The sequence below is a fragment of the Micrococcus sp. Mcc89 genome, assembly GCF_024519795.1.
Taxonomy (GTDB): domain Bacteria; phylum Actinomycetota; class Actinomycetes; order Actinomycetales; family Micrococcaceae; genus Micrococcus; species Micrococcus luteus.
Genome location: NZ_JALJRI010000079.1, coordinates 1 through 290, shown reverse-complemented (window position 1 = coordinate 290; position 290 = coordinate 1). Strand labels below are relative to the sequence as shown.

Annotated in this window: 1 protein-coding gene; it reads left to right on the top strand. The window is 63.4% G+C overall.

Annotated features, from left to right (window positions below; all coding sequences use genetic code 11):
• A partial coding sequence (locus NR072_RS08145) for an IS3 family transposase (RefSeq protein ID WP_145951598.1) occupies positions 1–258 on the top strand: 258 nt, incomplete at its 5' end.
• Positions 259–290: the final 32 nt, after the last annotated feature.

Genomic DNA, 290 nt, shown 5'->3' with positions numbered 1-290 from the left:
CGGGTCAACGGCCTGGTCGGGTCGATGGGCAGGGTCGGTGCTGCTGGGGACAACGCGGCAATGGAATCCTTCTTCGCGCTGTTGCAGAAGAACGTGCTGAACCGGCGTCGCTGGCAGTCCTTCGACCAGCTCCGGCTCGCGATCGTGAGCTGGATCGAGCGGACCTATCACCGCCGTCGTAGGCAGGCCCGTCTCGGGAAGCTCACCCCTGTCGAGTTCGAGATGGTTCAATCAGTCCAGGCGGCTGCCGCCGCCTGATAACTCGTGTCAAGCAAACTCATGGCAGACCC